The 18020-nt window shown below is 69.9% G+C and carries 19 protein-coding genes; 14 read left to right on the top strand and 5 right to left on the bottom strand.

The features are described 5' to 3' along the window. Window positions 1-12: 12 nt before the first annotated feature. The 10 genes from ACPCHZ_RS13060 (at window position 13) to ACPCHZ_RS13015 (ending at window position 7830) form a co-directional block, all read left to right on the top strand. Window positions 13-336, top strand: a complete 324-nt coding sequence (locus ACPCHZ_RS13060; protein ID WP_423485124.1) for a WXG100 family type VII secretion target — start codon at window positions 13-15, stop codon at window positions 334-336. Between the two features lie 16 nt (window positions 337-352). After that, the gene (locus ACPCHZ_RS13055; protein ID WP_423485123.1) at window positions 353-649 is read left to right on the top strand and encodes a WXG100 family type VII secretion target; all 297 of its coding nucleotides are present in this window, start codon (window positions 353-355) and stop codon (window positions 647-649) included. Window positions 650-1083: 434 nt separating this feature from the next. Then, window positions 1084-1527 carry a 50S ribosomal protein L13 gene (gene rplM, locus ACPCHZ_RS13050; RefSeq protein WP_364972415.1) on the top strand — a complete coding sequence of 148 codons (444 nt, stop codon included), beginning with the start codon at window positions 1084-1086 and terminating at the stop codon, window positions 1525-1527. Window positions 1528-1580: 53 nt separating this feature from the next. Continuing rightward, the gene (gene rpsI / locus ACPCHZ_RS13045; RefSeq protein ID WP_423485376.1) at window positions 1581-2027 is read left to right on the top strand and encodes a 30S ribosomal protein S9; all 447 of its coding nucleotides are present in this window, start codon (window positions 1581-1583) and stop codon (window positions 2025-2027) included. 308 nt (window positions 2028-2335) lie between these two features. Next, window positions 2336-2755, top strand: coding sequence for a hypothetical protein (locus ACPCHZ_RS13040; RefSeq protein ID WP_423485122.1), 420 nt, complete (start codon window positions 2336-2338; stop codon window positions 2753-2755). 381 nt (window positions 2756-3136) lie between these two features. Further along, window positions 3137-3511, top strand: a complete 375-nt coding sequence (locus tag ACPCHZ_RS13035; RefSeq protein WP_423485121.1) for a hypothetical protein — start codon at window positions 3137-3139, stop codon at window positions 3509-3511. Between the two features lie 146 nt (window positions 3512-3657). After that, window positions 3658-4998, top strand: coding sequence for a phosphoglucosamine mutase (gene glmM, locus ACPCHZ_RS13030; RefSeq protein ID WP_423485120.1), 1341 nt, complete (start codon window positions 3658-3660; stop codon window positions 4996-4998). Window positions 4999-5037: 39 nt separating this feature from the next. Beyond that, window positions 5038-5343, top strand: a complete 306-nt coding sequence (locus tag ACPCHZ_RS13025; RefSeq protein WP_423485119.1) for a type VII secretion target — start codon at window positions 5038-5040, stop codon at window positions 5341-5343. 3 nt (window positions 5344-5346) lie between these two features. Further along, entirely contained in the window at window positions 5347-6825 is a 1479-nt protein-coding gene (locus tag ACPCHZ_RS13020) for a hypothetical protein (RefSeq protein ID WP_423485118.1), read from the top strand. A gap of 60 nt (window positions 6826-6885) precedes the next feature. After that, window positions 6886-7830, top strand: a complete 945-nt coding sequence (locus tag ACPCHZ_RS13015; RefSeq protein ID WP_423485117.1) for a hypothetical protein — start codon at window positions 6886-6888, stop codon at window positions 7828-7830. A gap of 84 nt (window positions 7831-7914) precedes the next feature. On the opposite strand, the gene ACPCHZ_RS13010 is transcribed toward ACPCHZ_RS13015, so the two are convergent. The 4 genes from ACPCHZ_RS13010 to ACPCHZ_RS12995 all read right to left on the bottom strand — a co-directional run bounded on the left by ACPCHZ_RS13010 (window position 7915) and on the right by ACPCHZ_RS12995 (window position 12525). Beyond that, entirely contained in the window at window positions 7915-9342 is a 1428-nt protein-coding gene (locus ACPCHZ_RS13010; protein WP_423485116.1) for a DEAD/DEAH box helicase, read from the bottom strand. A 214-nt stretch (window positions 9343-9556) separates the two neighbouring features. Beyond that, window positions 9557-10597 (bottom strand): LLM class F420-dependent oxidoreductase, encoded by a 1041-nt coding sequence (locus tag ACPCHZ_RS13005; protein WP_423485115.1) that lies wholly within the window; start codon window positions 10595-10597, stop codon window positions 9557-9559. A 44-nt stretch (window positions 10598-10641) separates the two neighbouring features. After that, entirely contained in the window at window positions 10642-11487 is an 846-nt protein-coding gene (locus ACPCHZ_RS13000; protein WP_423485114.1) for a dienelactone hydrolase family protein, read from the bottom strand. A 39-nt stretch (window positions 11488-11526) separates the two neighbouring features. Beyond that, the gene (locus ACPCHZ_RS12995; RefSeq protein WP_423485113.1) at window positions 11527-12525 is read right to left on the bottom strand and encodes an alpha/beta hydrolase; all 999 of its coding nucleotides are present in this window, start codon (window positions 12523-12525) and stop codon (window positions 11527-11529) included. A 282-nt stretch (window positions 12526-12807) separates the two neighbouring features. Here ACPCHZ_RS12995 and glmS point away from each other — a divergent pair, with 282 nt between their 5' ends. After that, entirely contained in the window at window positions 12808-14673 is a 1866-nt protein-coding gene (gene glmS, locus ACPCHZ_RS12990; RefSeq protein WP_423485112.1) for a glutamine--fructose-6-phosphate transaminase (isomerizing), read from the top strand. Between the two features lie 5 nt (window positions 14674-14678). Next, window positions 14679-15563 (top strand): alpha/beta fold hydrolase, encoded by an 885-nt coding sequence (locus ACPCHZ_RS12985; protein WP_423485111.1) that lies wholly within the window; start codon window positions 14679-14681, stop codon window positions 15561-15563. Window positions 15564-15579: 16 nt separating this feature from the next. Here ACPCHZ_RS12985 and ACPCHZ_RS12980 read toward each other — a convergent pair whose 3' ends face one another. Beyond that, window positions 15580-16041 (bottom strand): MarR family transcriptional regulator, encoded by a 462-nt coding sequence (locus ACPCHZ_RS12980; protein WP_423485110.1) that lies wholly within the window; start codon window positions 16039-16041, stop codon window positions 15580-15582. Between the two features lie 108 nt (window positions 16042-16149). Here ACPCHZ_RS12980 and ACPCHZ_RS12975 point away from each other — a divergent pair, with 108 nt between their 5' ends. Further along, window positions 16150-16587: a VOC family protein gene (locus tag ACPCHZ_RS12975; protein ID WP_423485109.1), complete on the top strand. Its 438-nt coding sequence runs from the start codon at window positions 16150-16152 to the stop codon at window positions 16585-16587. 10 nt (window positions 16588-16597) lie between these two features. Further along, the gene (locus tag ACPCHZ_RS12970; RefSeq protein ID WP_423485108.1) at window positions 16598-18019 is read left to right on the top strand and encodes an NAD(P)H-hydrate dehydratase; all 1422 of its coding nucleotides are present in this window, start codon (window positions 16598-16600) and stop codon (window positions 18017-18019) included. The last annotated feature ends 1 nt before the right edge of the window (window position 18020 follow it).

Genomic DNA, 18020 nt, shown 5'->3' with positions numbered 1-18020 from the left:
AAAGGCATTCTCATGACGACACCCATGGGTGGTGCGCTCAACACCGACCTCGACCTGATGACCTCGGTGGCGGGCAAGGTCGACGCGCGCAACGAGGAGACCCGCGCGATGCTGCAGTCCTTCATCGGCAGGATGGGCAGCGTGCCGCCGTCGGTGTGGGGTGGTGTGGCGGCGACCCGGTTCCGCGACGTCGTCGAACGGTGGAATGCCGAGTCGACGAAACTCCATGGGGCGCTGCAGCGAATCGCCGAGACGATCCGGCACAACGAACGGACGTTGCGCGACGCCGGCGACGGTCACTCGCAGCGCATCGACGCCGTCGCGACGAACCTCTGAGAGAACGGGAACCGTCATGAACCAGGTGCTGTCCTACAACTTCGACGAAATCGAATACACGGTGCGTCAGGAGATCCACCAGACGTCGGCGCGGCTGAACGCGGCACTCGACGAACTGCGCTCACACATCGCGCCGCTGCAACAGATCTGGACCCGCGAAGCCGCCGAGGCCTACCGCGCCGAGCAGCTGCGGTGGGATCAGTCGGCCGCGGCGCTCAACGAGATCCTGTTCAGCCTGGGCAACGCGGTCCGCGACGGCGCCGACGACATGGCGGCCACCGATCGCAGCGCCGCTGCCGCTTGGGGGAGGTGACAGCCGACGCCACACAGACTCTGTGCGGTCCTGCTGGGAGGGGAGCCTGGCGGGACCGCACAGCTGTGTGTGCGGCAGGACTGGTCTTTGCACGGAGGGTCGTGATGTCGAGGCGTTCACAGCCCTGGGTGCAAAACCGGAGCCGCAACCGCTGGGTCGGCGTCGGCCGTTGTGGCAGGTCAACGCGGTGGGGGCATCGCGAGCCGACCCGGCGACGACCTGCGGCGACGGTAACCTCGACATCCTGGCCGGCCCGCCGCGCGGCGGCCGTAAAGGGCGTTTTGACCTGCGACGACACCCACCGGTAAGCTCCTCCGTTGGCGTGCGGTACGCACGGAGTTCTCGGGTCACTGTCGGTCGCCGAGACCACTTCACCGCCAACGCCTGACCGGCACCCGGGTCACCGGGATCCCCGAGAAGAAGAGGTAAGCGCTGTGCCTACGTACACGCCGAAGGCGGGTGACACCACGCATTCGTGGTACGTCATCGACGCCACCGACGTGGTCCTCGGCCGGCTCGCCGTCGAAGCAGCCAAGCTGCTCCGCGGCAAGCACAAGCCGACGTTCACGCCCAACGTCGACGGTGGCGACTTCGTCATCATCGTCAACGCCGAGAAGGTCGCCATCGGTGGCGACAAGCTCACCAAGAAGTTCGCCTACCGCCACTCGGGTTACCCCGGCGGCCTGCGCAGGCGCACCATTGGCGAGCTGCTGATCAAGCACCCGACCCGCGTCGTCGAGAACGCGATCGTCGGCATGCTGCCGCACACCAAGCTGAGCCGCCAGGTGCAGAAGAAGCTCAAGGTGTACGCGGGTCCCAACCATCCGCACGCCGCGCAGCAGCCGGTTCCGTTCGAGATCAAGCAGGTGGCCCAGTGACCGAAACGACCGAAGACGTGACCGCCGAGGCCACCGTGACCGCCGAGGCGACCGTGACCGATGAGGTGACCGAGGCCGCCGAGGCGACCGAGGCCCGCGAGCCGGTCTACATGGAACGGCCCATCCAGACCGTCGGCCGCCGCAAGGAGGCCGTGGTCCGCGTGCGCCTGGTGCCGGGCACCGGCCAGTTCAACCTGGACGGCCGCACCCTGGAGAACTACTTCCCCAACAAGGTGCACCAGCAGCTCATCAAGGCGCCGTTTGTGACCGTCGACCGGCTGGAGAGCTTCGACGTGTTCGCGCACCTCGACGGTGGCGGCCCGTCCGGACAGGCCGGCGCGCTGCGTCTGGCGATCGCCCGGGCGCTGATCATCGTGCAGCCCGAGGACCGGCCGGCGCTGAAGAAGGCGGGCTTCCTCACCCGTGACCCGCGTGCCATCGAGCGCAAGAAGTACGGCCTCAAGAAGGCCCGCAAGGCGCCTCAGTACTCGAAGCGCTGATCTGCGCACAGACGCGAACCCGATCGCCGAGCATGCCGCGTGCATGCTCGGCGATCGGCATTTGTGAGCCGTCACACAGCGCGATCTGAGTAAAGCCGGCCGGCGCTGTGCGCGGGAGCGACGGCGCAGCAGTTACTTAGGGCGTATCAGGGTGTGCCCGGTTCGGCGGCGGCGAGCTTGAGTTCCGTGCCGCCGCTGCGACAGCCTCGATTCCGGAGCACGGACGCCATGCGGCGTCGGCGGAACCCCGCCTCTGGTGCGACGCGAGTCGCAGACCGACGTGCTACCGAATCCGAGAGGAGTGATTGATGACGAACGCCAAGAGCATCGTGAAGAACGTCGCAGCGGGCACCCTGATGGGTGGCGGACTGCTGATCGCCGCAGGCCTGGGCACCGCGCACGCGCAGCCCCCGCATTCCACGCCGGACGGCCTGGTGAACGTCGCGGTCGCCGAGCAGACCATCCTCGAGGGTGTGAGCACCGACGAGGCCGCGACCAAGACCGCCGCCATCTGCGGTTCGGAGGTCGCCGAGGTGACCGCCCTGGCCGACCGCGTCGACGCCGAGGGCACCGAGCAGACCGTGTGCGCGGGACTCCCCGGCGGTGACCTCGTGGTGACTCAGAACGCCGCGGCCTCCTCGCAGCCCGAGGGCGCCGAGAGTGGCACCGCAGAGACCGGCCCCGAGCGCGTCGAGACGCCCGACAGCGCGCCGGTCCAGACCGGATAGTTTCGGCGATCTGACCGATCTCACCGCCCGTGTCCGCCCGGACGCGGGCGGTGAGTCGTTTCAAACGGTGGACGTCGCGTAATGGCCAGTAACGAGCGGCGAGCCAGCCCCGATGAAGAGGTAGGGCCTCCACCTGCGCGAAGCGGTAAGAGTATTGACGAATCAGTTAATTAGTTAGCTGCTATTATACGCTTCCTTCCAAAAAGAATTCTGTGATTTTGGTTTGAACATGCCTTTGATCGAGGAAGCCCCCTGTCAGGAAGTTCGGGCGCCGTAACGGCGTTGGCAGGCAATTCCTGTCTCCGGTACGAGTCCAGTCGCTCGTCGAGGGGCCGGACCGCGCTTCCCCGACTGAAGGGATCCATTGAAATGAAGAACATCATGAAGACCACAGCCGCAGGTGCCATGATCGGCGGTTCGCTGCTGTTCACGGTCGGCATGGGCAGTGCGACCGCACAGCCGCTCAACCTGCAGGACGGTCTCGTCAACGTCGGGGTGGGGGACGTCACCATCCTCGAGAACGTGAACGCCGGGGTTGCCGCCAGCGTGGCCGCCGCCATCTGCGGTGTGCAGGCGCTCAACGGTGTGAACCTCAACGTGCTCGCCGAGCAGATCGACGGTGGGAGCGAGACCACCAACGAGACGATCTGCACCGTTCCCGGCGGACCCGTGACCATCGACCAGAACGCCGGCACCCCGGGTCAGTCCGGCGGCGCGGGTAACTCCGAGAATTCGCGCGCCGGTGGAAATCGGTAACTGACCGTCAAGCCACCGCCCGTGTCCGCTTCTGGACACGGGCGGTGGGCTGTCCGGGGTCTCGCCCCCGCATCGGTTCGGCGGCGGAGCGGACGGCACCCGCGTGGGTTGGCTCTCGCACGGCGATGTGTGAGAGGTTGTGCAGCATGGGTCGACTCTTCGGCACCGACGGGGTGCGCGGCGTCGCCAACCGGGATCTGACAGCCGAGTTGGCGCTGGCGCTGGGTTCGGCGGCAGCCCGCAGGTTGGGTACCACCGGCGGGCAGGAGCGACGGCGCATCGCTGTCGTCGGCCGCGATCCGCGGGCCAGCGGCGAGATGCTGGAGGCCGCGGTCATCGCCGGGCTGACCAGCGAAGGCGTCGACGCGCTGCGCGTCGGTGTGTTGCCGACGCCCGCGGTGGCCTATCTGACCAGCGCCTACGACGCCGACTTCGGCGTGATGATCTCCGCCTCGCACAACCCGATGCCCGACAACGGCATCAAGATCTTCGGGCCGGGTGGTCACAAGCTCGACGACGCCACCGAGGACCGGATCGAAGAACTCGTGCAGGCCGGACCCGGGGAGCGGCCGGTCGGTGCCGGTATCGGCCGAGTGGTCGACGCCGAGGACGCGCTCGAGCGCTACCTGCGCCACGTCGGCAAGGCCGTCACGACGCGCCTCGACGGCCTGACCGTGGTGGTCGACTGCGCGCACGGCGCGGCGTCGACGGCGGCGCCGCTGGCCTACCGCGCCGCAGGGGCCCGCGTCATCGCCATCAACGCCGAACCCACCGGCCTGAACATCAACGACGGGTGCGGGTCCACCCACATGGAAACCCTGCAGGCCACCGTCGTCGCGCGGGGCGCCGACCTCGGCCTCGCCCACGACGGTGACGCCGACCGGTGCCTCGCAGTAGACGCCACGGGTCGCGTCGTCGACGGCGACGCCATCATGGTCGTGCTGGCGCTGGCCATGCAGGAAGCGGGCGAACTGGCGTCGAACACGCTGGTCGCGACGGTGATGAGCAACCTCGGCCTGCACCTGGCCATGCGGGCGGCCGGCATCGAGGTGCGCACCACCGGCGTCGGCGACCGCTACGTGCTCGAGGAACTGCGCGCCGGCGAGTACACCCTCGGCGGTGAGCAGTCGGGACACATTGTGCTGCCGTCGTTCGGCACAACAGGGGACGGCATCGTCACGGGCCTGCGGCTGATGTCGCGGATTGCCCAGACCCGCTCGCCCCTGTCCGCCCTCGCCGCGCCGATGGAGACACTTCCGCAGGTGCTGATCAACGTCCAGGTCGCCGACAAGGCGACGGTCGCGCAGGCCCCGTCGGTGCAGACAGCCGTCGCGCAGGCCGAGGCCGAGCTCGGTGACACCGGCCGGATCCTGTTGCGGCCCTCCGGAACCGAGCAGGTGGTCCGGGTGATGGTGGAGGCCGCCGACGAGGACACCGCTCGTCAGCTCGCCGTCCGCGTCGCGGAATCGGTCAGCGAACAGCGCTGACGCGGAACCGGATCAGCCCCGGCGGCGTCCAACCCGGGTATGGGAGAACGTGACGCCACTCGCGTCGACGCAGCCGCACTGCACACCGCAGCGCAGCGGTACGAGTCGGCGGCCCGACTCGTCGACACCGCAGTCCGCACTCATCTGGATGCGCTGACCTTCGACGGCGCCGCGGCGGGGCGGGCGCACACCACGCGAGGCGACGCGCTGCGCGCCGCCGTCGACGATGTCGTCGCTCCGCTGCGGCGGTGGTCGACAGCGGCAACGGAGATCGCAGTGCTGCTGCGGCTTTCGGCGGACCGCTACGCCGACGCCGACGCGGCCGCGGCGCGCCGGGTCGGCTGAGCGATGACCGGCCAGTTCGACGTCGCCGGCCGGCTGGCCGACGGGCAACCGGCGGTCGACACCATCGACACCTATGTGTCAGCCTGCGCCGCACTCGGTTTCGAACACCCAGACCTCACCGCCCACGCAGATCAGGTGCACGGCTGGTACGGCAGCGAGGCCGGCATGGACCTGCGGGCACTCGACGCCGACTGTGCCCGGCTGCGAGCAGTGGTCGCGGCCGCCGAGCAGGCTCGCGACGTGCAGGACAGTACTGCCGGCGCGCTGGCGGACTCCTGGGCCGGGTCCGGTGCGCAGTCGGCTCGGGAGTTCCTGCGGCGGCACGGCGAGGCGTCGGCGACGGCGACGGCCGCACTGGCCGCGGCGGCCGATGTGCTCACGGATCTGCGGGACCGACTGTGGCGCAGCGTCGATGCCAGGGTCGACGCCACGCAGGCGATCGCCGACATGAGCGAGAGTGTGGAGTGGGAGGCGGCCGCACGGACGGTGCTCACCGGAGCGGGAGACCGCGTGGCGTCGAGTGAACTGGTCGATCTGCGGGTGAAACCGTTCGTCGCCGAGGAGGTGGCCAACGAATGGGTCAGCGCGATGCGGGCGGGTACCGACGACGTGGTGGCCGCCTACGACGCGGCGACCACGAAGCTCGCCGCCGAACCCGCGAGCCTGTTCGAGGTGCCCGCCGACTGGGCCCCGGCGGAGGTCCGCACCGCACCCGCCGGGGCGGTCGAAACAAGTTTCGCCCGTGTGCCTTTCGCTGATACAGCCGACGGCGGGGCGCCCGCTGCCGGTGGTGCGCCGGCGTGGAGCGTTCCCGCGGCCGGCGCAGCGCCGTGGCAGGCCTCGTCGCTGACACCCGCCGCGGGCGGAGCGGCACCCGCCGCGATGGAGCCGGCGGCGTCGGCTGCCGAACCGCCCGCGTCGTCAGTGGACCCTGCCGCCGCTGCGCCCGCGCCGTCGTCGGCGCCCGCGATGGGTGGCCCGCCGGACATCGGATCCGGGCTGTCCGGGATGGGGCAGCAGTTCGCCGACATGCTCGGCGGGTTGCTCGGATCGTCGGGTGAGGCGCTGTCCGGCCTCGACGAGCTCGAGTCACCCGACCTCGAGTCACCCGACGACGAGGACGCCAATCCGCTCGATGAAGAGGCTGCCGTGGAGGAGCCGGCAGAAGACTCCGAGTCCGACTCCGGTGCCGGTGTGGTGAATCCGGCAGGCGGCGGCGGTTCACCGGCGCCCACCGAAGCCGCGGGCTCTACACCCGCGGCGCCGGAGTGCGCCGAAACTTGCACGCCGAGCGGACCTGCCGAGGAGTCGGTTGCCGAAGAGCCTCCTGCCGAGGAGCCGCCCGCTGAGCCGCCACCGACACCGCCGCCACCCGCCGGGGAGGTCGCCGCGGCCGAACCGGTACCGCAGGACGCCCCGGCGGATCAGGCTGCCACGCCGTGTGAGATCGCGGCCGACGAGGTCCCGCAGGCCGGCGAGTGAGCGAACCGTCCGCAGGATTGGTGCGACGAGGCCTTCCGAAACCTGCTTAGGCTGATGCGCGTGAAGGTTGTCGTGCTGCGAATCGCCGTGGTCGTCGCGGCGTTGCTCGCCGGATGTGCGCCAGACGATTCGGCGCCGGCGGACTCACCGGAGCCGTCGCAGAATGCACCGGCCGCTGACCGACTCAGTGTGATCCGCGCGTTGCGCGAGGTCGACCCGTGCGCGCTCTTCGGTGATGCGTCGGCGGTCGCGGGTCAGCCGCTGACCGTCGACGGTCAGACGATGCCGCTGAGCTGTGATGCCCACACGGTCGACGGGGAAGACGAGGTCGAGGTCAACATCGGCGTGAACGTCGCGATGGTCCCTCCGGCGGAACCGCCGGCCTGGGCCGAACATCTCGACGTCGACGGTGTCGATGTCGCCGTCACCTCGGCTCTGAAGGCGCCGGACGCCCCACCGCGCGAGGAGGTCGTGAGCTGGACGTGCGGCATGCTGGCCGCATATCCCGACAGCACGCGGCTGATCGTGCACGCATCCGCACCGCCTGACGCCGACGCCTGCGCGGTCGGCGAGCAGGTGATACGCACAGCCGTACGCGAATTCGCTGAACGCCCGGGATGGGGCTCGACTGACTTCCCGACCACCGTGCTGACGGGGGCGGACCCGTGCGCGGCGCCTGAGCGGCTGCGATCGGCGCACCGCGTCGACGTCGATGTGGCGAATTCGTCGGTCAGCGCGTGCGCGTTCACGATCGACAACAGCGACATGGTGACGACCTCCTCGACGTATCTGAGGCCGGAACACCTCGACTACTCGACAGATCAGTTCGACATCGGCGGGCACCGGGTGGCGGGCGACGCCGCAAGTGGGGTGTTCGATGTCGTCGTCGGTCCCGAATTCCAGGTCGCGGGTGAGCGGTTGGTGCCGACGATGAACATCGTCGACCTCTCGCTGGACATGAACCGCATCAGGATGGTCGCCCAAGCGATCGCGGAACAGTACTGACCCAGCCCCGCCACACCCGAAGTCACAGTGAAAAGCAGAAGGCCCGCGGTGATCCCGCGGGCCTTCCAAAAAGCTCGTCGCCGATCAGCGGCTGCGGGACATCCCGGCCGAGAACGATGCGGCGGTGGTGGTCCGGCCGCCGCCGGTCCGTCCGGACTGGCCGCGACGATTACCGCCTCCGCCCTGGCCGCCGGAGTGCCCGCTGCGCTGGCCGCCACGGCTCTGGCCGCCGTTCTGACCGCCGCCGCCCTGGCCGCCGCGGTTCGGCTTGCGCCGCCGGCCCGACTGCTGACGCGGTTCGGACTGCTCGTTGACCGGCGTGGCCACGACCAGCGGGCCGTCGAAACTGCGCTCGCCCGGGGCGATCTCGAGCAACACCGGGTGCGAAGCTCCGCTGAAGCGGGTGATCGTCGGCTTGATGCCCGCCTTGCGGGTCAGCGTCCGGACGTCGGACACCTGCGCGTCCAGCATGAGCGTCACCACGGTGCCGTCGGCGCCGGCCCTGGCCGTACGGCCCGACCGGTGAAGATAGGCCTTGTGCTCGACGGGCGGGTCCGCGTGCACGACCAGGGTGATGTCGTCGACGTGGATACCGCGGGCGGCGATGTCGGTGGCGACCATCACCGTGGCGGAGCCGTCGGAGAACGCGGCGAGGTTGCGCGTGCGGGCGTTCTGCGACAGGTTGCCGTGCAGTTCGACGGCGGGTACGCCGCGCGAGTTGAGTTGCCGTGTCAAGTTCTTCGCGCCGTGCTTGGTGCGGGCGAAGACGATGGTGCGGCCCGGTGAGGCGGCCAGATCGGTCAGCACGTTGACCCGCGCGGTAGTGCCGTCGACGTGCAGCACGTGGTGCACCATCGCCGACACCGGTGACTGCGCCGAGTCGACGCTGTGCTCGATCGGGTTGTGCAGGTAGCGCTTGACGATGACGTCGACGCCGCCGTCGAGTGTGGCGGAGAACAACATCCGCTGTCCGTCGCGCGGCGTCTTGTCGAGCAGCCGCTTGACCGGGGGCAGGAAGCCGAGGTCGGCCATGTGGTCGGCCTCGTCGAGCACGGTGATCTCGATCGCGGACAGGTCGGCGTGGTGCGAACGCACGTGGTCTTCGAGCCGGCCGGGGCAGGCGATCACGATGTCGACGCCCTGGCGCAGCTTGTTGATCTGCGGCTGCGGGCCGACACCGCCGAAGATGACGACAGACCGCAGGCCGGTCGCCTCGGCCAGCGGGGCGAGCGCCGCGTCGATCTGGGCGACGAGTTCACGCGTGGGCGCGAGGATCAGCGCACGCGGTTTCCCGGGACGCCTCGGCTTCGCGTCGTTGGCCAGCCGGGTGACGACCGGCAGCAGGAAGGCATAGGTCTTGCCGGACCCGGTCCGGCCGCGGCCCAGCACGTCGCGGCCCGCCAGTGAATCCGGCAGTGTGGCGGACTGGATGGGGAAGGGGCTCTCGACGCCGGCGGCGGAGAGGGAATCGACGACGGCCTTGGGCAGGTCGAAGTCGGCGAAGGAGGGCACGGTTGACCCACCGGTTTCTTGCACAGACAAGGTTGAATACTCCGAAAAAGTAGTGTGGTCGTCCTGCCCGGCGCGGGTGACTTCCCGCGGCGCTCGGTTGACGATCGAGAAGCGGCAAAAGGCAGAACAGACGATGCCGCTGAGAGCAGTCTACCGGTTGGGACCGGAAACGCCGCTATGGCGCTGGTCACCGTGCGCCGGGATGCGTCGGCGATCAGGGCAGCAGCGACTGCAGTTCCTCGACGAACCGCACCGACTCACGACGGTCGCCGGTCAACGGGTGCACCAGCATCGTCGTGACGCCGGCCTCGGCGAAGGCGGCCAACCGCTCCTTGACGAAACCCCGTGTGCCGACCAGCGACACGCTGCGCACGAGTTCGTCGGGCACGGCGTCGATGGCCTCGGCCTTCTTGCCCGCCAGGAACAGATCCTGGATGTGATCGGCGATCTCGCCATAGCCGTAGCGGGTCGCGAGCTTGTGATAGAAGTTCTGCCCGCGGGCGCCCATGCCGCCGATGTAGAGCGCCAGTTGGGGTTTGGCCCACGCCAGCCTGTCCTCGACGTCGTCCCCGATGGCCAGGCTCGCGCTGACCATCACGTCGAGCGGCCCGAGCTGTGGGTCGCGCTTGGCCGATCCGCTGCGCAGTGCGTCGCCCCACACGTCGTCGGCCTTCTCCGGGAAGAAGAACACCGGTTGCCAGCCCTCGGCGATCTCGGCGGTCAGTTCCACGTTCTTCGGACCGAGCGCGGCGATGGTGATCGGAATGCGTTCGCGCACCGGGTGATTGATGAGGTGCAGCGGCTTTCCGAGACCGGTGCCGCGATCGGCGGGCAACGGGATCTGGTAGTGCCGGCCGTCGTGGACGACGTTCTCGCGGCGCCACACCTGGCGGCAGATCTCGACGACCTCGCGGGTGCGGCCGAGCGGGGCGTCGAAGGGCACGCCGTGGAAACCCTCCATCACCTGGGGTCCCGAAGTACCGATGCCCAGCCGGAACCGGCCGTCGGACACATAGTCCAGACCGGCGGCCGTCATCGCCAGCAGCGACGGTGTCCGCACGTAGATCGGCACCACCCCGGAGCCCAGCTCGATCGTCGAGGTCTTGGCCGCCAGATAGCCCAGCTGGCTGATCGCGTCATAGGAGTAGGCCTCGGCGACCAGCGCGATGCCGACACCGACCTTCTCCAGTTCGACGACGTCCTCGACCGCTTCCTTGAAGCCGCCGGCGTAGCTCAGGAAGATGCCAGTCCGCATGTCTCCAGAACCTATCCCAACCGGTTGGTTGGGAGTGCGGCGGGTCAGGGCTTGAGCAGGGCGACGACCTTGTTCTCCAGGTCGACCGGATCGTCGGAGAACGGATCGAGCACGTCGGCCCGGGGCAGCGCGGCCTCGGGGTCGGCGAAGTCGCGGTAATCCTTGTCGCCGGTGAGCTCGTGCAGCAGATAGCCGGTGAGCAGGGCGCGGACGATCTTCTGGGTGCCCTTGTCGGCGCCGGGCAGCCCGACCACGCGGGCCAACCGCCTGCCCTCGACGAGGCCGCCTGCCTTCACCTTGTGGACCGCGCGCAGTGTGGCCGGACGCCACGCCCGCGCCAGTTCCACCGCGTTGGACCGCAGCGACATCGGATCTCCCGGATCGGCCAGGATCAGGCCCGGCACCTGTAGCGACGCCGCCGGCTGCACGGTCGGCGGACTGGTCACCGTCGGGAACAACGCGGCGACGGCCTTCACCCGCGACGGCATGCCCGCCGCAGCGAACACGGCGGCCGACCCGCCGAAACCGTGCCCGGCCAAGCCGAGCTTGGTGGGGTGCACGCTGATCTGGCCCGGCCCCAAGCGCACGCCGCTGATGATGTCGAGGGTGGTGCCCAGGTCGAACGCCAGGTTCAGCACCGACGGCGCCAGGCCCGTCTCGGTGGCAGGCACTGCGGCGACGATGCCCCACGACGCCAGGTGCTCGATGGTCCCGTGATAGCGGTAGTCACCGGCCAGCCAGTCGTGGCCGAACGCCACCGCGGGCAGGTTCATGCCCGACTCGGGGGTGTAGACGACACCCGGAAGTCCGGCGAAGGCGAGGTCACCGCGCAGGACGCGGTGCGGTCCGCGGCGGGTCAGCGCCTTGAACAGCTTCTTGGTGCTCGGCACGAACCGACCGTATCTCACCGCCGCCGAAGCGGCACTCGGCTAGACGCCGAGGGCGGGAGCGATGGTGGTGTTCCAGGACTCCTGCATCTCCGACTCGAACAGACCCCAGGTGTGGGAGCCGTCGGGCCGGACGATGTAGGTGATCGGCACACCTGCGGCGGCAGCCGCGTCGGCGAAGATCCGGGTGCTGTCGAACACGACGCGCTCGATGAATCCGCCGGTGATGTTCGGTCCGAATCCCGGTGGGAGCCGGTCGACGGCGCCCACGCCGCCGCTGGCCGAGGCGGCGACGTACACCGCGGTGCCCTTGAGCTTCGCGACATTCTTCGTCGGGTCGTGGGCGATCCACTCCGGTCCGCCCGGGGGGCCCCACATGGCCTCGGCGCTCTGCCCGCCGCTGCCCAGCGTCAGCGACACCTGCTGGACGTTGTCGGCGGGGTTGAGCAGACCGCTGTAGGACCCGACCGCCTGGAACACACCCGGCGCCTGCACGGCGTAGTCCAGCGCGGTGCCACCGGTGCTCGACAGGCCACCGACGGCGTTGCGGCCGTTGGTGTCGTACTCGGCGTCGATGAGCGGCGGCAGTTCCCGGGTCATGTAGGTCTGGTACTGCTTGCCCGGATCGCTGACCCAGTTGGTCCACCAGCTGAACTGACCGCCCAGGGGCGAGACGACGTTGACGTTGCGGTCGGCGAAGAAGCCCTGGATGTCGGTCATGCCGAACCAGCTCTTGGCGCCCGGGGCGATGCCGCCGCCGGCGATGTCGTCGCCGCCGTCGATGCCGGGCAGCAGGTAGAACGCCGGCGCACCGGCTTTCGGCGCCTTGAACACGTCGTTGACGATCACCTTGTTCATCGACGGCGAGAAGACCGAGACCTTGTCCCATCGCTCGTTGACGTGCTCGACACCGGTGATGTGCGCGCCACCGGGCGCCGCGGCGGGTTCGGCGGTGGCCGCGGGGAGCGGCGCGAGGAGTGCGCCCGTCACCAGTGCGATCACCGGGGCGACGGCCAATTTTTTCAAGATCGATGGGGTCACGACGGGAATTATGTAATCGAGACAACTCTCGGGCCCGGCTTACCCGGGGTAGCTGCGCGTCGTTGTTTGCGTTCGCAAGGAGTCTGCTAATCCTGGAGATCGTAAGACGCACGGCAGACTTCTGTGGCGGCAAACTCCGGCCGGGACCATTCACCCCTTCGTCAGCAATGCCGCTGCCGTAGCGCCGATCCAGCGGCCATCGACAGCATCGTTGCAGCTCAGCTCTGGTGCGAGGTGGTCATCGGGCGGCAGACCGCAGTGCTTGCACTATCCTGAACCCCTATGTGTGGAATCGTCGGCTACGTGGGGCAGCGCCCCGCCTGCGGCATCGTGGTCGACGCGTTGCACCGGATGGAGTACCGCGGGTACGACTCTGCCGGCATCGCCCTGCTCGACGGCGAAGGCGGCATGAAGATCGAGCGGCGGGCCGGCCGGCTGGCCAACCTCGGCGAGGTCCTCCAATGCACCGATCCCGACACGCTGGCGGGGCAGACGGGCCTCGGGCACACCCGCTGGGCCACCCACGGCCGGCCGACCGACCGCAACGCCCACCCGCACCGCGACGCCACGGGCAAGTTCGCCGTCGTCCACAACGGCATCATCGAGAACTTCGCGCCGCTGCGGCACGAACTCGAGGCCACCGGCGTGGAGTTCGCCAGCGACACCGACTCCGAGGTCGCCGTGCACCTGGTGTCCTGGCAGTACCACCACGGCCCCACCGCGGGTGATTTCGTCGGCTCGGTGATGGCCGTGCTCCCGCGCCTGGAAGGACACTTCACGCTGGTGTTCGCGAGCGCGGACGATCCCGGCACCATCGTGGCCGCCCGGCGCTCCACCCCGCTGGTCCTCGGTATCGGCGACGGCGAGATGTTCGTCGGCTCCGACGTCGCCGCGTTCATCGAGCACACCCGTGACGCCGTCGAACTCGGGCAGAACCAGGCGGTGGTCGTCACCGCCGACGGCTACCGCGTCACCGACTTCCACGGTGAGGCCACCGACGACTTCCGTGAGTTCCACATCGACTGGGACCTGTCGGCCGCCGAGAAGGGCGGCTACGAGTACTTCATGCTCAAGGAGATCGCCGAGCAGCCGACGGCGGTGGCCGACACGCTGCTCGGCCACTTCGTCGACGGCCGCATCGTGCTCGACGAGCAGCGCCTGAGCGATCAGGAGTTGCGTGAGATCGACAAGGTCTTCATCGTGGCGTGCGGCACGGCGTATCACTCCGGGCTGCTGGCCAAGTACGCGATCGAGCACTGGACCCGGCTGCCCGTCGAGGTGGAGCTGGCCAGCGAGTTCCGTTACCGCGACCCGGTTCTCGACCGCAGCACGCTGGTGATCGCGATCTCACAGTCGGGGGAGACCGCCGACACGCTCGAGGCGGTGCGACACGCCAAGGAGCAGAAGGCCAAGGTGCTCGCGGTCTGCAACACCAACGGCTCCCAGATCCCGCGCGAATGCGATGCGGTGCTCTACACCCGCGCAGGGCCCGAGATCGGCGTGGCGTCCACCAAGACGTTCCTGGCGCAGATCGCGGCCAACTACCTGGTGGGGCTGGCGCTCGCGCAGGCCCGCGGCACCAAGTACCCCGACGAGGTCGAGCGCGAGTACCACGAGCTCGAGGCGATGCCGGAACTCGTGCAGCAGGTGCTGGGCACCATGGACTCGGTCTACGCACTGGCGCAACGGTTCGCGAAGTCGCCGACGATCCTCTTCCTCGGGCGCCACGTCGGCTACCCGGTGGCGCTGGAGGGCGCGCTCAAGCTCAAGGAGCTGGCGTACATGCACGCCGAGGGCTTCGCCGCAGGCGAGCTCAAGCACGGTCCGATCGCGCTGATCGAGGACGACCTGCCGGTGATCGTGGTGATGCCGTCGCCGAAGAACGCCGCGATGCTGCACTCGAAGCTGCTGAGCAACATCCGGGAGATCCAGGCCCGCGGCGCGATCACGATCGTGATCGCCGAGGAAGGTGACGACACCGTGCGGCCCTACGCCGATCACCTGATCGAGATACCGGCGGTGTCAACGCTTTTCCAGCCGTTGCTGTCGACGATCCCGCTCCAGGTCTTCGCTGCCGGTGTGGCGCAGGCCCGCGGGTACGACGTCGACAAGCCACGCAACCTCGCCAAGTCCGTCACCGTCGAGTAGGACCGGTGGGCGGAGTCGGGCGCTTCCGCGACGCCGCCGCACAGGCGCACTTCCTCGGCGCCTACCGCCGGGCCAAGGCGGACCTGCCACCGCATGACGAGTCGATGGACGTCGCAACGGGTTTCGGCTCCGTCCGGGTGTACCGCTTCGACGGTGGCCCAGGCCGGCCGGTGGTGCTGCTGCCCGGGCGCAACGCGTCGACGCCGATGTGGGCCGCCAATCTGCCCGGCCTGCTGGCGCACCGCACGGTGTACGCCGTCGACCTGCTCGGCGAGCCCGGCATGTCGGTGCAGGCCCGCCCGCTGCGCGGCGCCGACGACCAGGCCCGGTGGTTCGAGGACATGCTCGCCGGCCTCGGCCTGTCGTCGGTTCACCTGATGGGGGTCTCGTTCGGCGGCTGGACGGCCACCAACCACGCGGTGCGCGTTCCCGGGCGGGGTGCGTCGCTGACCCTGCTCGACCCGGTGACGACGTTCGCGCCGATCCCGGTCCGCACCATGCTCGCGGTGGCGCCGATGGGCCTGCGCGGCACGCCGCGGTTCCTGCGCCGCCGCGTGCTGCGCTGGCTCTCCGGTGGCGCCGACGTCGACGAGAGTGTGCCGGTGGCGGCCCTGATATCGGCGGGCACCGCCGGTTTTGTTCTCCGGCAGCCGCTTCCGCAGCGGTTCACCGATCACGAGCTACGGGCGCTGGACATCCCGGTGCTGGCGCTGATCGCCGGACGCAGCGTGATCCACGACGCACCCCGGGCCGCCGCGAGGGCGCGGGAGTTGCTACGCCGCGGTCAGGTCGAGTTGTGGCCGGCGGCCTCGCATGCGATCAACGGCGAATTTCCCGACGAGATCGCCGCGCGGGCCGGGCGGTTCTGGGACGAGGTCGACGGCGGCTAGCTCGGCTCGGTGCGGGTCAGAGGTCCCGGATCCGCGCCTCGGTGACCTCCTCGGCCGCGCGGGCGAAACGGGCCAGCCGCTGAAGGTCGGCGGCGTCGAAGTCGGTGAGCAGGCCGGCGAGGTCGGCGTTGAGCGGCTCGTACATCGCGGCGACGCGGGCGATGCCGTCGCCCGCGGGCTCGATCACCACGCGGCGACGGTCATGCGGGTCGGGGGAGCGGGTGATGTAGCCCGCCGCCAGCAGGCGGTCGAGCATGCGGGTGGTGGCGCCGCTGCTGAGGTTGACCCGCCGGGCCAGTTCGCCGGGGGTGGCCGGTCCGAATCTGGCCAGCACGTAGAGACACTGGGTCTCTGTGGGCGACACCCCGAGCCTGCGGGCCACCAGGTCGTTGAATTGCGCGACGAGGACCTGCCAGCCGGCCATCGCCTCGATGGCGTCGCGCACGGCGGCGGATCGGCCTGCAGATCGCTCGGGCACGGGTTGCGCTCCCTCGGCTCGGGTGCTTCACTGCACGGGTAAGTATTTGCACGGCGCAGATATTGTGTTGCGCAATCAAACACTACGGCAGGAAGCGGCGGTTCCGCCATGCCCGATTTCACCGGGTCGCTCATCGACCACCTCAACATCGCGGTGCCCGACGTGGCCCGCTCGCTCGCCTTCTACGAACCCGTGCTCGCCGTACTAGGCATCGTCGAGCTGCTCGAAGTGCCCGCCGACCCGGCGGCCGGCCAGCTGGAGATGCACGGCTTCGGGCGCCATCCCAAGCCGTTCTTCTGGCTGGTGGCCGACGGCACCGTCGGCTCGAACATGCACCTGGCCTTCACCGCAGACGATCGGGCGACCGTGCGTGCGTTCCACGACGCAGCGCTCGTCGCGGGTGGCCGGTCGCTGCTCGAACCGGGGCTGCGGCCCGAGTATCACGCCGACTACTACGGAGCGTTCGTCCTCGACCCGGACGGCGTCAACGTCGAAGCCGTGTGCCATCAGCCCGAACAGCCCAGGAGTACGTCACCCAGACCGTAGGCTTGCGGTGATGCGGCACTACTACTCGGCGGATGCGATCCGCGACGCCGAAGCGCCGCTGCTGCAACGCCTGCCCGACGGCGCGCTGATGCGCCGCGCCGCGCACGGGCTGGCCACCGCGATCGCCCGCGAACTGGTGCTGCGCACCGGTGGTGTCGCGGGGCGGCGGGTGTGCGCGGTCGTCGGCTCGGGTGACAACGGCGGCGATGCGCTGTGGGCGGCGGCCTTTTTGCGGCGCCGCGGGGTGGCGGCCACCGCCGTCCTGCTCACCCCCGACCGCGCGCACCGTGCGGGGCTGGCCGCGTTCCGGCGCGCAGGCGGGCAGGTCGTCGAGCGGGTCCCGCCCGCAACCGATCTCGTGATCGACGGCGTTGTCGGGATCTCCGGCAGCGGCCCGCTGCGACCCGGCGCCGCCGAGGTGTTCGCCGCCGTCGACGCCGCAGGCATCCCCGTCGTCGCGGTCGATCTGCCCAGCGGGCTCGACGTCGCGACCGGCGCCGCCGACGGCGACCACGTGCGTGCCGCGCTCACCGTCACCTTCGGCGGCTACAAGCCCGTGCACGCCCTCGGCGACTGCGGGCGAGTCGAACTGGTGGACATCGGCCTCGACCTGACTGCCCCTCTCGCGGTGAGCTTCGAGGCGGGCGACGTGCTGGCGCGCTGGCCGATTCCCGGTCCCCGCGACGACAAGTACACCCAGGGAGTCACCGGCATCCTGGCCGGGTCGTCGACCTACCCCGGTGCGGCCGTGCTGTGCACCGGCGCCGCCGTGGCCGCAACCTCGGGCATGGTGCGTTACGCCGGCACCGCGGGCCAGCAGGTACTCGCGCTGTGGCCGGAGGTGATTGCCACGCCGAGCGCCCAGGAGGCAGGCCGCGTCCAGGCCTGGGTCGTCGGGCCCGGACTGGGCACCGACAGCGCAGGCGCCGCGGCCCTGGTGTTCGCACTGGACCAGGACCTTCCGGTGATCGTCGACGCCGACGGCCTGACCATCCTCGCCGCTCACCCCGACCTGCTCGCGGACCGGCGGGCGCCGACGGTGCTCACCCCGCACGCCGGTGAATTCGCCCGCCTCGCCGGTTCACCGCCCGGCGACGACCGCATCGCCGCCACCCGCAGGCTCGCCGACCAATTCGGCGCCACCGTGCTGCTCAAAGGCAACGTCACCGTGATCGCGGAGCCGGGCGGGTCGGTGTACTTGAATCGTGCCGACGAATCATGGGCGGCCACAGCGGGATCCGGTGACGTCCTGTCGGGCGTGATCGGCGCGCTGCTGGCGGCGGGATTGCCGCCCGGCGAGGCCGCCGCGGCGGCGGCGTTCGTGCACGCCCGTGCCGCGGGCGCCTCGGCGGTCGATCCCGGACCGCATCCGGCGCCGACATCGGCGTCACGCATCCTGGCCCACATCCGGACCGCACTGGCCCAGCTGTAAC

It is taken from the genome of Mycobacterium sp. NPDC050041, assembly GCF_049541695.1.
Classification (GTDB): domain Bacteria; phylum Actinomycetota; class Actinomycetes; order Mycobacteriales; family Mycobacteriaceae; genus Mycobacterium.
This window is presented reverse-complemented; position numbering and strand designations above follow the sequence as displayed.

Excerpts from the sequence above, each read along its gene's own strand:
- ACPCHZ_RS13025 (WP_423485119.1), top strand. The coding sequence starts at position 5,038 with ATGGGAGAACGTGACGCCACTCGCGTCGACGCAGCCGCACTGCACACC.
- ACPCHZ_RS13035 (WP_423485121.1), top strand. The coding sequence starts at position 3,137 with ATGAAGACCACAGCCGCAGGTGCCATGATCGGCGGTTCGCTGCTGTTC.
- ACPCHZ_RS13040 (WP_423485122.1), top strand. The coding sequence starts at position 2,336 with ATGACGAACGCCAAGAGCATCGTGAAGAACGTCGCAGCGGGCACCCTG.
- ACPCHZ_RS13055 (WP_423485123.1), top strand. The coding sequence starts at position 353 with ATGAACCAGGTGCTGTCCTACAACTTCGACGAAATCGAATACACGGTG.
- ACPCHZ_RS12975 (WP_423485109.1), top strand. The coding sequence starts at position 16,150 with ATGCCCGATTTCACCGGGTCGCTCATCGACCACCTCAACATCGCGGTG.
- ACPCHZ_RS13060 (WP_423485124.1), top strand. The coding sequence starts at position 13 with ATGACGACACCCATGGGTGGTGCGCTCAACACCGACCTCGACCTGATG.
- glmS (WP_423485112.1), top strand. The coding sequence starts at position 12,808 with ATGTGTGGAATCGTCGGCTACGTGGGGCAGCGCCCCGCCTGCGGCATC.
- ACPCHZ_RS13020 (WP_423485118.1), top strand. The coding sequence starts at position 5,347 with ATGACCGGCCAGTTCGACGTCGCCGGCCGGCTGGCCGACGGGCAACCG.
- ACPCHZ_RS12970 (WP_423485108.1), top strand. The coding sequence starts at position 16,598 with ATGCGGCACTACTACTCGGCGGATGCGATCCGCGACGCCGAAGCGCCG.
- glmM (WP_423485120.1), top strand. The coding sequence starts at position 3,658 with ATGGGTCGACTCTTCGGCACCGACGGGGTGCGCGGCGTCGCCAACCGG.
- ACPCHZ_RS13005 (WP_423485115.1), bottom strand. The coding sequence starts at position 10,597 with ATGCGGACTGGCATCTTCCTGAGCTACGCCGGCGGCTTCAAGGAAGCG.